14 protein-coding genes are annotated in these 12,126 nt (G+C 26.8%); 7 read left to right on the top strand and 7 right to left on the bottom strand.

The window, feature by feature from the left end:
- The first annotated feature begins 2 nt into the window (after positions 1 to 2).
- On the top strand, positions 3 to 1,820 hold the full coding sequence (locus ACQPVP_RS07350; protein WP_430848636.1) for an LTA synthase family protein: 1,818 nt from the start codon (positions 3 to 5) through the stop codon (positions 1,818 to 1,820).
- Positions 1,821 to 1,869: 49 nt separating this feature from the next.
- Here ACQPVP_RS07350 and ACQPVP_RS07355 read toward each other — a convergent pair whose 3' ends face one another.
- From ACQPVP_RS07355 to ACQPVP_RS07370, 4 genes are all read right to left on the bottom strand, one after another.
- Positions 1,870 to 2,607, bottom strand: a complete 738-nt coding sequence (locus ACQPVP_RS07355; protein WP_430848638.1) for a hypothetical protein — start codon at positions 2,605 to 2,607, stop codon at positions 1,870 to 1,872.
- Between the two features lie 141 nt (positions 2,608 to 2,748).
- On the bottom strand, positions 2,749 to 3,528 hold the full coding sequence (locus ACQPVP_RS07360) for a nitroreductase family protein (RefSeq protein WP_430848640.1): 780 nt from the start codon (positions 3,526 to 3,528) through the stop codon (positions 2,749 to 2,751).
- 18 nt (positions 3,529 to 3,546) lie between these two features.
- Positions 3,547 to 3,894 carry a hypothetical protein gene (locus ACQPVP_RS07365; RefSeq protein ID WP_430848642.1) on the bottom strand — a complete coding sequence of 116 codons (348 nt, stop codon included), beginning with the start codon at positions 3,892 to 3,894 and terminating at the stop codon, positions 3,547 to 3,549.
- A 101-nt stretch (positions 3,895 to 3,995) separates the two neighbouring features.
- Positions 3,996 to 5,501, bottom strand: coding sequence for a carboxypeptidase M32 (locus tag ACQPVP_RS07370; protein WP_430848644.1), 1,506 nt, complete (start codon positions 5,499 to 5,501; stop codon positions 3,996 to 3,998).
- 351 nt (positions 5,502 to 5,852) lie between these two features.
- Between ACQPVP_RS07370 and hisS the strand changes: the two genes are divergently transcribed.
- Positions 5,853 to 7,151 (top strand): histidine--tRNA ligase, encoded by a 1,299-nt coding sequence (hisS, locus tag ACQPVP_RS07375; protein ID WP_430848646.1) that lies wholly within the window; start codon positions 5,853 to 5,855, stop codon positions 7,149 to 7,151.
- A 66-nt stretch (positions 7,152 to 7,217) separates the two neighbouring features.
- On the opposite strand, the gene ACQPVP_RS07380 is transcribed toward hisS, so the two are convergent.
- The gene (locus ACQPVP_RS07380) at positions 7,218 to 7,421 is read right to left on the bottom strand and encodes a DUF1657 domain-containing protein (protein ID WP_430840896.1); all 204 of its coding nucleotides are present in this window, start codon (positions 7,419 to 7,421) and stop codon (positions 7,218 to 7,220) included.
- Positions 7,422 to 7,646: 225 nt separating this feature from the next.
- On the opposite strand from ACQPVP_RS07380, the gene ACQPVP_RS07385 reads away from it, so the two are divergent.
- Genes ACQPVP_RS07385 through spoVAE form a run of 5 tightly spaced genes read left to right on the top strand, consistent with a single transcriptional unit; the run spans position 7,647 to position 10,591 of the window.
- Positions 7,647 to 7,853, top strand: coding sequence for a DUF1657 domain-containing protein (locus ACQPVP_RS07385; RefSeq protein ID WP_430848648.1), 207 nt, complete (start codon positions 7,647 to 7,649; stop codon positions 7,851 to 7,853).
- A gap of 13 nt (positions 7,854 to 7,866) precedes the next feature.
- Positions 7,867 to 8,727, top strand: a complete 861-nt coding sequence (locus ACQPVP_RS07390) for a DUF421 domain-containing protein (RefSeq protein ID WP_430848650.1) — start codon at positions 7,867 to 7,869, stop codon at positions 8,725 to 8,727.
- A gap of 12 nt (positions 8,728 to 8,739) precedes the next feature.
- Complete coding sequence (spoVAC, locus tag ACQPVP_RS07395; protein ID WP_430840901.1) at positions 8,740 to 9,219, top strand: stage V sporulation protein AC; 480 nt, start codon at positions 8,740 to 8,742, stop codon at positions 9,217 to 9,219.
- Positions 9,220 to 10,221, top strand: a complete 1,002-nt coding sequence (gene spoVAD / locus ACQPVP_RS07400) for a stage V sporulation protein AD (protein ID WP_430840902.1) — start codon at positions 9,220 to 9,222, stop codon at positions 10,219 to 10,221.
- A 16-nt stretch (positions 10,222 to 10,237) separates the two neighbouring features.
- The gene (gene spoVAE, locus ACQPVP_RS07405; RefSeq protein WP_430840904.1) at positions 10,238 to 10,591 is read left to right on the top strand and encodes a stage V sporulation protein AE; all 354 of its coding nucleotides are present in this window, start codon (positions 10,238 to 10,240) and stop codon (positions 10,589 to 10,591) included.
- Between the two features lie 47 nt (positions 10,592 to 10,638).
- Here the strand turns inward: spoVAE and ACQPVP_RS07410 are convergent, their stop codons facing one another.
- Both ACQPVP_RS07410 and ACQPVP_RS07415 read right to left on the bottom strand, forming a co-directional pair.
- Entirely contained in the window at positions 10,639 to 11,013 is a 375-nt protein-coding gene (locus ACQPVP_RS07410) for a hypothetical protein (RefSeq protein WP_430848652.1), read from the bottom strand.
- A 98-nt stretch (positions 11,014 to 11,111) separates the two neighbouring features.
- Complete coding sequence (locus ACQPVP_RS07415) at positions 11,112 to 12,011, bottom strand: DMT family transporter (RefSeq protein ID WP_430848654.1); 900 nt, start codon at positions 12,009 to 12,011, stop codon at positions 11,112 to 11,114.
- Positions 12,012 to 12,126: the final 115 nt, after the last annotated feature.

Raw genomic sequence — 12,126 nt, forward strand, 5'->3', positions numbered from 1 at the left:
GTATGAAGAAATTTTTAAAAAGTCTATTCTATAATAATTGGTTATTTGTATTAATGGTATTCATAATACAATTAAAGTCAATGCTTTTACTTTCAATGTTAAGATCACCAAATTCATCAAGTATTAGTATTTCTACAATGTATTTTGGTACACCAGTTATTAAAGCTCATTTATTAATAATAGCTTTAATTTGTAGTATTATATTTTTATTTAAATATAAAAGTAAGATAAAAGTAGCTTTAACTATAGATATATTTATTACTATTTTATTTTTATTAGATATTTGGTATTACAGAATAAATGGAAACTTTTTATCTATTAGACATTTACTTCATCCTGAAATATTTAATCCAATAGGAAAAAATTTATTTAATTTTAGAATAGTAGATTTATTATTTTTTATTGATTTTATATTTTTCTTTATCATAATTAAATTAACAAAAAACAAAGGCTTCAATGATACTTCAAAACTTATTATAAGGTTTGTAAAAACTGCTGTAGTATTTATAATATGTGGATTTTCAATTTATCTTTATCATTATTACATAGATATAAAAGGAGTGTCAGGTCAAACATTCCTTAGCCAATCCTGGGCTCCTTTTCAAACATATAGTGATATGAGTCCACTAGGTTATCATGGATATGATTTGTTTTTTTATTCAGATTTAGATAATGGATTAACAGAGTCAGAAGTTAATGAAATAGATACTTGGTTTGAAAACAACAAAGAGGATATAGAAGATAATGAATATAAAGGATATCTTGAAGGCAAAAATCTAATTGCAATACAAGTTGAATCTTTAGAAAACTTTGTTATTAATCAAACTGTTTATGGACAAGAGATTACTCCTACATTAAATAAATTACTATCAAACAGTTTATATTTTGATAATATTTATGAGCAAAATAATTCAGGAACAAGTTCTGATGCAGACTTAATGGTTAACACTTCAATTTTTCCATTAAGGAATTACAGTACTTTCCCTACATACTCATGGACTACTTATAATAGCCTTCAAAAACTATTGAACGAAGAAGGATATACAACTATTTCTACACATGCAGAGCTTCCTGGAAGCTGGAACTGGGCAGAACCTCATAAAGCATTTGGAGCTGATAAGATTTGGGATATTAATGAATTCAACTTAGATGAAGTTATTGGACTTGGTTTATCAGATGAATCATACTTAAAACAACTAGCTAATAAATTAAAAGATGAAACAGAGCCATTTTATACTTTTGTTACTACATTAACTAGTCATGGACCTTTTGATATTCCAGAGGATAAAAAGTTATTAGATTTACCTAAAGAACTAGATAATAATATGCTAGGTGCTTACTTCCAAAGCATTAGATATACTGATGAAGCAATTAAAATATTTTTAGAGGAACTAGATAAAAATGGACAACTTGATAATACTGTAATAATGATTTATGGAGATCACTGTGGAGTTCATAAATTCTATGAAGAAGATATTGTCGATGCACCACTTGAGGGTAATTGGTGGCAAGAAAATAATAAAAAGATTCCTCTAATTATTTACAATAAAGATATAGAGGCAGCTACAATTTCTAATGCTGGAGGTCAAGTAGACTTCTTACCAACTATATCATATCTTTTAGGTATTGATAAAGACAAATTCCAAAATACATCTATGGGACGTATTTTAGTTAATACTAATAGAAACTCAACTATTTTAAATTATGGAGAAATAATAGGTACTCCTAAAGATGAAAATGAAGAAACTCATTTAAAAGATACATTCAAAATTGCAGATCTAATTATTCAAGGAGATTACTTCAAGCTTAAAGGTTATTAATAAAGGCACTACCTTCTGGTAGTGCCTTTATCATTTTTCTATCTATACATTATCTAAATTTAATATAAGAAATTATTATTACCAAAAAAGCTAAAACTAGAATAGATGTAGGAATTATCATACTACTACCTAATTTATTATTAATGGAACTTTTCTCATTTATTGAAATATCTTCCTCACTCTCAATTGTAGTATAATTATTATTTTTAGTAGTTTCAGTTTCTTCATTTACACTCAAATCTTCATTAGTACTAAAATTTTCATTACTATCATCAACATTATCCTCAGATAAAATTTCCTTAATAGTTTCCTTTATAGTTTCATTATCTATATTAGCGAGTACTTCCGTTGTTAAAAGCTCTGTATTATTTTTAATAACTTCAAAATACTTTTTTATTTCACTAACATTCCCTTTAAATATAGAATTACCATTAGCTTTATCTTTTAAAGTAAAATCTCCATTCTTTATACTAAAATCTATATTTAGCTTTAAATCATTCGACATAGATGCAAAATTTTTATATATTTTTATAATATCTGTTAATTTATAATCCTTAAAAGAAGCATTTACCTTTATATCATTAGATATAGTTTTACTTTTATCTGATATATTTTGAATTTCCTCTTCACTCAAATCTAAATTATTTATATATTCAATTAAGTTTTCAATATTTAAATTAGATTTTAAAACTTCTTCATCTGAGTTAGCATAAACTCTAATCTGATCTCCAATTAAAAATACTAGCATAATTAATATTATAATTGAAATTTTTTTATATTTTTTCATCTCAATACCCCCTTATTTTATTAAGAGTATTGACACATTATCATAAATTAATCATAAGCTTTAATATTACAATATTTCCCAGAAAATATTTCGTTAAACATCTAAATTTATTTTATTCTTTAAAAACTATTTTAAAACTTTTTATATTTTATTTCCGTTCCATTCATCTAATGCTAATTTTACAGATCTAGTCATTTCCTTTGAAAACTCTGACTTAACTTTCATATTGAAATGATATTGCGCATAATTATTGGCATTATATTTATTTTTAGTAACAAATAATCTATCTCTTTCTTTAAACATTTTCTTAATATCCACTTCAGAAAATTCCTTGTATTCTTCTTCAAAAATAATATATTCTTCATTAAACCTATCTCTTAATGGAACACTATAACCTTTAGGGTAATAGCCTAATGTTAACATAGTGATAGGAAAAACATATTTAGGTAAATTTAATAATTCTTTATGATATTCAAACTTTTCCATAATATCTCCTATGTAACAAGAACCTATTCCTAAACTTTCTGCCGCAATTACTACATTTTCTGCTGCTATTATTGCATCTTGAGTTGCTAGCATTAAATTTGCTTCAGTTGGGCCTTCAAAGTACTCACCTTTTTCTTCCATAAATGATTTTGTATTATTATATTCATAGTACTTATACCACTTATTTAAATCTGCTAGAAATACTAATAATACTGGAGCTGTTTTTATAAAAGGTTGGTTATCACAGCTTATAGAAAGTTTTTCTTTAATTTCTTTGTTTTTTACGACAATTACTGAATAAGACATCATATTACCAGCTGTTGGTGCTCTCATAGCAGATTTTAAAATTAAATCTAAGTCCTCTTTAGATATGTCTTTTTCATCATATTTTCTTAATGATCCCCTTTTTAATATTGTGCTTATTGTTTCGTTCATTTTTTTCTCCCCCAATTCTTAATTTATCCTATGAACTATTTCTAGCCCATACTTATTTAATAACTCTAAATCTAGCTCTTTTTCAAATTCCATTAGCTGACTTATAATTATATTTCCTTCTGTTTTATAACTCAATATCTTCCCTTTTCCCTCATCTTTAAAATCACTCCATGTCCAAAGATGAGCCGTTCCTTCAATAGCTTTTATTTCATATATATAATTTTTAGACATTAAAATATATTGAGACAATAATAACCTATTATTACTATTATCATAAATAAATTCCTTAGAGTATTCTTTAATTTTATCTCTTATTTCTTTGTCTAAGTTTAAATAATTAATATATATACTCTTAAACTTTCCCATTCTAAAACTCCATGAATATAATTTTATTATAAAACATTATATCATTCTTATATAAAAATTAAAAAGTCAAATATCCTCGATACCTGACTTTTTAATTATTTCTATTCTACATCATAAATCTTATAATATTTATTCTTTAAGTAATCAATAAAGTATTTTGGGTTAAGATCTTCTCCAGTAATTCTCTTTATAAGTTCTCCTGGAGTGTATATTGCACCATGTACATGTACCTTTTCATTTAACCACTTTGTAATTTCAGTAAGATTACCATTTTTAACTTCTTCCATTATATTTGGTTTTTCATTTAATAATGTATTGAACATTTGTGCACCATATAAATTACCTAAAGCATAGCTCGGGAAGTAACCAAAGGAACCATCTGACCAATGCATATCTTGAAGAATACCTTCAGCATCATTTTTAGGTTCTACTCCTAGGTATTCCTTATACATCTTATTCCATATGTCTTTAAGATCATCTACAGAAATTCTTCCATTAATTAATTCCTTTTCTATTTCATATCTTATAATAATATGAAGTCCATATGTTAATTCATCTGCTTCTGTTCTAATTAAAGATGTTTCAACATAATTCATAGCTTCATAAAACTCATTTAAAGTTACATCTTTAAAATCATCAAAGTATTTTTTAGCTACAGGTAAAAGATATGAACAGAATTCCTTACTTCTACCTAATATATTTTCATAAAATCTAGATTGAGATTCATGTATTGCCATTGAAGCTCCAGTTTGTAAGCCTGTACACTCTAAATCATCACTAATATTTTGTTCATATATACCATGACCGCCTTCATGGATTGTACTAAATAAAGCTGAAGTAAATTCATCTTCATGATAGTTAGTAGTTAATCTAACATCTTTATTTCCAAAGTTGGTTGTAAATGGGTGCACACTAACATCGAGTCTGCCTGCTTCCATATCAAATCCTATTTTATCTAGTATATATAAAGATAAATCTTTTTGTTTATCAGCATCAAAATGCCCATATAAGAAATCACGATTTAATTTCTTTTTACTTCCTTTAACCTTATTTAATACTTCTATTATACCATCCCTTAATTCAGAAAATATCTTATCTAATTTTTCAGTTGTAAGACCTAATTCATATTTATCTAATAAAGTATCATATTTATCATATTTATATCCCCAGTAATTAATAAATTCCTTTTGGAATTCAACCACTTTTTCTAAATAAGGCTTAAAAATATCAAAATCACTTGCATCTTTTGCTTTTTCCCAAGCTAACTCTGAATTACTACAAAGCCCAACATAAGCAACATATTTATCTTCTGGTATCTTCTTAGTTTCATTATAAGATCTTTCTAACTCTTCAAGCATTCTTTTCTCAGTTAAGTTCATTTCATCCTTATAAGGTGTTAAATCCTTAATAAATTCTTCTATCTTAGTACTAGTTATCATTTTAAAGCTTTCACCTGATAAATATTCTAGAACCTTAGATCTTGACTCTCCAGCTTTACTAGGAATATTAGTTCTCATATCCCAATAAACTAAGCCTATAGCTTGCTCTAACCTTTCATATTGTCCTAAATATTCTTTTAATTCATTTATTTTATCTTTTAATTCCATATTTATCCTCCTATTATAACTATAACTTATAATAAATATACCATATTTTAGATATATAAAGAAATATTTTCTATTATTTTCACATAAATATAATTTATTATCTTGAATATTTATACTTATTAGTTTATTATATAAATAATAAAAATTTGGAGGAAATATTATGAAAGCACTAGTATATTTGAATTACATACATCATCATCGCTAGAGAGACTTCATCTTATTTGAGATGCAAGTCTATTTCCAGTAGGCTTGTTTCTCTAGGCTATGATTAGTGCAATCATATTAGTTTAGCTCTGTAGAATATGCCTACAGGGCTTTTTGTTGTTTAAATAATTTTAAGGAGAGATGAAAATGAAAAATGCTATTATTAAACCTATTATATTACCAGGGTTTATGGAATTATTACCTAATGAGCAAAGAATTTTTAATGATATCGTAAGTAAAATAACAACGATTTACGAAGAAAATGGTTGTCTTCCAATCGATACACCTATAATAGAAAAATCTGAAGTTTTATTAGCAAAGACTGCTGGAGAAACTGAAAAACAAGTATATTCTTTCACTAAAGGATCTAAAAATTTATCCTTAAGGTTTGATTTAACAGTTCCATTTGCAAGATATACAGCTCAATACCTAAATGATTTAACCTTCCCTTTTAAAAGATACCAAATTGGAAAAGTATATAGAGGTGAAAGAAATCAAAAAGGAAGATATAGAGAATTTTATCAATGTGACGTTGATATAATTGGTAAAGATAAACTAAGTATTAAAAATGATGCTTTAGTTATAAGCTTAGCCTCAAAGGCATTTAAATCTTTTGGATTAGATAATTATAAATTTCAGATTAATAATAGAAAAATCCTTTCAGGTTTATTAGAACACTTGAACATAGATAATATAAACGAAGTTATGATTTTAATAGATAAGTTCGATAAAATCGGTAAAGAAACATTTGAAGAAGAATTACAAAGGATCGTAGATAAAGAAAAAGCTATAACTATATGTAAAATAATAAATATAAATGGTTCAACAGAAACTGCTTTAGAGGAGTTAGAATCTTTTAATATAAAAGATGAAAAATTTATCTTAGGAATAAAAGAGTTAAAAGAAGTTATTAATACTTTAGATTTCTTAGGTGTAAAGGATAATGAATATATAATCAATTTGAAAATAATAAGGGGTCTAGATTATTATACTGGAACTGTCTTTGAAACATTATTAATTAATAATGAAGAATATGGTTCTATATGCTCAGGTGGAAGATATGATAATTTAGCTGAAAACTATACAAATAACATATTACCTGGTGTTGGTATTTCTATAGGTTTAACTAGATTATTCTTTGTATTAAAAGAAATAGGGTTTATAGATAACTATAAACTGCAATCTAGAGTAGATTATTTAATAATCCCGATCGGAGATACCCTTAACTATTGCTTTGAAGTTTATAATAAACTATCTTCTTTAGAAAAAAAAGTTGAAATTTACTTTGAAGACGATAAGCTTAAGAAAAAATTGAATTATGCAGATAAACTTTCCATACCATATGTTATTCTTTTAGGGGAAGAGGAAAAAAATAATAGGATGCTAAATATAAAAGATATGAACTCTGGATTACAAGAAACAGTCAAGTTTGAAAACATTAATTAAATTAGTACATTTTATTTTTAAAAGACATTATATAGATAAAATTTTATCTATATAATGTCGTTTTTACTATTTGTTATATTGAGGTTCTTGCTCTTTTACAAAATCAAGTCTTGATTGAAGTGATTGTTCTACTCCATCCATTGTATTTGCAAGCTGACTGAACATTTGCTTTGCTTCTTGATTATCTGTATCTAATGAGAATGTCTTCATATCTGCAGCTAATCCTTTAGCACTTGCTAATGCTGTTTCAAGTTTAGTTCCTGTTGGCATTATAAATTCCTCCTTTGTATTTTTATATTGCAACTATATTTTGGTTCATAATGAAATTAAATATTCTATATATTTATAATGAAAATTTTTCCTATTATCTATATCATATAAATTTAAATATTTTTTAATATTAATAATAATTTTTATTAAGTAATGAATTAAAATACTCTATAAAGGTTAAAGTAAACTTACAAGGAATTTAATAAAAATAAAGGAGACTTTTATATGAGCACTATTGCAAAAGTAAAGCAAACATTAGCTACAATAAAAGGAGCTGAATCAACTCTAGAAATATATTCATTACAAGAACGTAATAATCAAGCTAAAGAAGTTTATAGTGAAGCTGCTAGAGAAATAAATAAAATTAAAAGAGATTTAGAAAAAAGGATTGGTACTATGGAATTTGAAGAACCACAATATAAAGGTAACTAAGTGAGGTGAAACAATGAGTACTTGGTTAATAATATTATTTAAATCAATAATTCTATTTTTTATAGCAATAGTAATAGCTAAATATATGAAAAGGAAGACACTATCTAGGTCTACTCCATTTGATTTTATTTCATATTCTGTCATTGCAATTATAATCTCTTTAATGTCTTTAAATTTAATAAGTAATTTTTATTTGGGATTCGTTGCATTGGCTGTTTGGGTATTTATGCCTCTGATTTTAGACTATTCTGAAATGAAAAGTAAAACTGTTTATAACATTTTACATGGAAAAGAACGAGTTTTAATTAAGAATGGTAAGATCATGGAAGACAATTTATCTAAAGAAAGAATTACAGGCCAAGAATTCCTACAACAAATGCGTTCAAAAAATGCATTTAACTTAGCAGATGTAGAATTTGCTTTAATGGAATCAAATGGAGATATTAATATTAGTTTAAAGGCTGACAAAAATCCTATTACATCCTATGATTTAGGTAAAAAAATAGGGGCAAAAGCTGAACCTCAAGCAGTGATTTTAGATGGTAATATTTTAAATGAGGGTCTTACTAATGCTGGATTAAATCAAGGATGGCTTACAACTCAATTAGAAATGCAAGGAGTATCTGTTGAAAATGTATTTCTTGGTCAGGTAGATTCATCAGGAGATTTATATTTGGATCTTTATGATGATATGATTCAAGTTCCAAAGGCTCAAGTTAAGGAAATGCTATATGCAAGTATTGAAAAATCTATATCAGATCTTATATCTTTTTCTCTAGACACAGATAATTTAGAAGCCAAAAAGATGTACTCTGATAATGCAAAGAAATTAGAGAAAGTAATAAAGAAACTAGAACCATATTTATTACGTTAGAAGGTGAAATATATGTCAAATATGAAAAAGAAAAAAATGACCACTACTCAACAGCAATATGATGCTTTAGTGAAAACTATAGAACCTAAAAGACCTATAGTTAAAAATTGTATTAGAGCCTTTTTAGTTGGTGGTGCAATTTGTACTATTGGTCAATTATTTCAATGGATATTTATTAACTATTTTAATTTTGATGAAAAGACTTCAGTATCTCCTACTTTAGTTTTATTAATATTTTTAGCAGCTCTATTCACTGGACTTGGAGTATTTGATCATCTAAGTCAATGGGCTGGATGTGGCACTGCAGTCCCAATTACAGGTTTTGCTAACTCAATAGCATCTGCTTCAATGGAACATAAAAGCGAAGGTCTTGTTCTCGGAGTTGCAGGTAATATGTTTAGGCTTGCTGGAGCAATAGTAGTATATGGAGTTATCTCAGCTTTTATAGTAGCTTTAATAAAAATGACAATAATATGGTTGGAGGTGATGTAAATGCTTAAAGGTCATCAATCTTGGATTTTTGAATCAAGACCTACAATATTATCTTCTTCTGCTGTTGGTGGACCTTTTGAAGCTAACGGTGCTTTAGCAAATGACTTTGATATACTTACTGAAGACTTATGGCTTGGTCAAGATAGCTATGAAAAAGCAGAGAAAGTTCTTTTAGAGCATGCTTGTCATAGAGCTATTGAAAAAGCAAAACTAAGAAAAGAAGATATTAATTTTCTATTTAGCGGAGATTTAATGAATCAAATAATATCAAGTAGCTTTGCTGCAAGAACTTTAGGAATACCTTATTTAGGCGTCTTTGGAGCTTGCTCAAGTTCTATGGAAGGATTGGCGTTAGCAGCTCAATTAATAGACAGTAAATCTGCAAAATATGTTGTTACAGCTGCAAGTAGTCATAATGCTGCTGCTGAAAAGCAATTTAGATATCCAACAGATTATGGAGTCCAAAGACCACCTACTGCTCAATGGACAGTAACAGGTGCAGGTGCCGCAGTACTTTCAGAAAATGGGAATGGGCCAAAAGTAACTTCTGCAACCATTGGAAGAGTTATAGATATGGGAATATCAGATCCTTATAATGTTGGGCCCGCAATGGCTCCAGCAGCTGTTGACACAATTGAAGCTCATTTTAGAGATTTAAATATTGATGCTACACATTATGATCTTATTGCCACAGGAGATTTAGGAAAAGTAGGTCATGAAGTTGCAAATGCTTTGTTTGAAAAACATAACATAAATATGCCTATAGACATATTTACTGATTGTGGACTTTTAATATATAAGAAAGAACAACCTAGTTTTGCAGGTGGAAGTGGATGCGGTTGCTCTGCTACTGTAACTTACGGCCACTTATTAAATCGTATGCGTAAAGGAGATTTAAAAAAGATATTAATAGTTGCAACTGGAGCACTATTTTCTCCTATATCTTTTCAACAAAAAGAAAGTATACCTTGTATTGCTCACGCAGTATCTATAGAAATGTAAAAAGGTGTGATATATTATGGAAAAATTTATTTTTGCCTTTATTATAGGTGGTATAATTTGTGTAATTGGTCAAATATTAATGGATACCTTAAAAATTACTCCAGCCCATACAACTTGTACATTAGTTGTAATTGGTGCAATTTTAGGAGGATTTGGCTTATATGACCCTTTAGTTAAATTTGCTGGTGCAGGTGCCTTTGTTCCAATAAGTAGTTTTGGAAATACACTTGTTACAGCAGCAATTAAGGAAGCTCAACAATATGGATTTATAGGGCTTTTTACTGGTATGTTAAATACAGTAAGTGCTGGAGTATCTTCTGCAATAGTATTTGGCTTCCTTGCCGCACTAATATTTAAACCTAAAGGCTAAATATTATACATAAAGAAATATGACCACCATTAAATAGTGGTCATATTTTAAAATAATAATATAAGATCTATTAAACTGTTAGTATATATAATTAACTTATTATAATTTAAAGGATTAGATGTTTTTAAAATTCCATTTAAATTATATTGATAATCTTTTAGATACTTTAGTAAATAAATCTTGCTATTTGTATATCCTGAAATAAACTTATCATTTTCAAGACCATCAATTATATTATCAATTACAGATTTAGAATTTATAACTTTTTTATTTATATCATTAAGAAATTCTTCAGTAAACTTTTCTTTAAATACTATTATTTCTCTCATTTTTGAAGTAACTTCTCTTAAATTAAATACTTCATCATTTAAATCAGCATAGTTCTTCTTTCCTATTATCTTTTCAATTAATTTTCTATCCAAAACAACCTCCACAAAATAATCAATTAATTCTATTTTAATTCTATTGAGATTAATTTTCAATAATATAAATAATACTTATCATATTATTATATTCTAATTTAAATAGTTTGATTATCTAAGATAACAGTATCTTTTCTTGTCTTTGATTCAATTGCCAAATATGTAATAGCTACAAAAATAATTAAACATCCAATGAGTTTACTTATATTAAGTGATTCATTAAACAATAGTATACCACTAATTACACTAGTTATTGGCTCAAATAATGAAAATATAGCTGCCGATGTTGATCCTATAATTGATACACCTATTTGGAATGATACTATTCCTACTATAGATGCTAATATTGAGCAAAGAATCATTAAAATATATGCCTTTAATGGAAGATTAACTTCAATATAAGATCCCCAAATATTCCCTATAAACATTTCAAAGGAAGAAAAAGTAACTATGTAAAAAGACAATTTATACGGATTTATTTTTACTAAATCTTTTTTATCAAGCCATAATATATAAAAAGCGTAAGTTCCCCCTGATATTAAAGCCATTAAAGCTCCAGATATATTTCCACTACTTTTTGTATCCATAAAAAGTGCTACACCAATAAAAGCTAATATCAAAGATAATATCTTTCCTTTTCCTAACTTTTCCTTAAATATAAACTTACATGCCATAGCAACAAAAATTGGGTACATAAAATGTAAAGTTGTTGCAGCTCCTATTCCTATATATGTATACGAGCTATAAAGTAAAGCTGTAGTAATAGCAACTCCTATTAAACTTAAAATAAAAATATTTTTTAATTCTCTTCCTTCTATTCTTAAAGGAACCTTCTTATATTTTAATATTAAGAATAAAAAAGGAATCGCAAATAAATTCCTATAAAAAGTCATTGATAATGAATTATTACCTAATTCATAAGTTAAACTAGCTAATGCAGGTGTAACCCCAAATATTACTGCAGATAATATTGTAAATAAAATACCTCTAAATTTCATTTCATCACCTTCTTTTGTTGATTTATTAATAATTTCATCATATATTTTACTATATTATTTAATAAATTTCAGCTATATATATTTTTCTGATTTATAAATAAATATTTTATCAACA

It is taken from the genome of Clostridium nigeriense (assembly GCF_050585265.1).
GTDB classification, from domain to species: domain Bacteria; phylum Bacillota; class Clostridia; order Clostridiales; family Clostridiaceae; genus Clostridium; species Clostridium nigeriense_B.